Source organism: Staphylococcus pasteuri (genome assembly GCF_030547725.1).
In the GTDB taxonomy this organism is placed as follows: domain Bacteria; phylum Bacillota; class Bacilli; order Staphylococcales; family Staphylococcaceae; genus Staphylococcus; species Staphylococcus pasteuri.
Map to the genome: position 1 here is coordinate 1 of NZ_JAUOQO010000279.1, position 278 is coordinate 278.

A 278-nucleotide genomic window follows, 5' to 3' on the forward strand; every position below is an offset into this window, starting at 1 on the left:
AGCCATATCTACGTAGATAACTCGGTCGATTTGTCTGCAGCTCTTAATGTTATTGAGAATTCCAAAGTTCAGCGTCCTTCTGCCTGTAATGCGCTAGACAGCCTATTGGTTGATCAAAACGTTGCCGCAGAGTTATTGCCAATGTTGGCCGAGTGTATGAACAATTCATCGGTTAAATTAGTGGCTACCGAAAACGCCATGGCGGGTTTAGCCAATGCCAAAGACTTGCAAGCTGCGGGCGAAGGTGACTTTGATACCGAATGGCTAAGCTACACCCT

General features: G+C 46.4%; 1 pseudogene. It reads left to right on the plus strand.

The features are described 5' to 3' along the window. Positions 1-278 (plus strand): annotated as a pseudogene (gene proA, locus Q4528_RS13665) (glutamate-5-semialdehyde dehydrogenase); the annotation flags it as partial.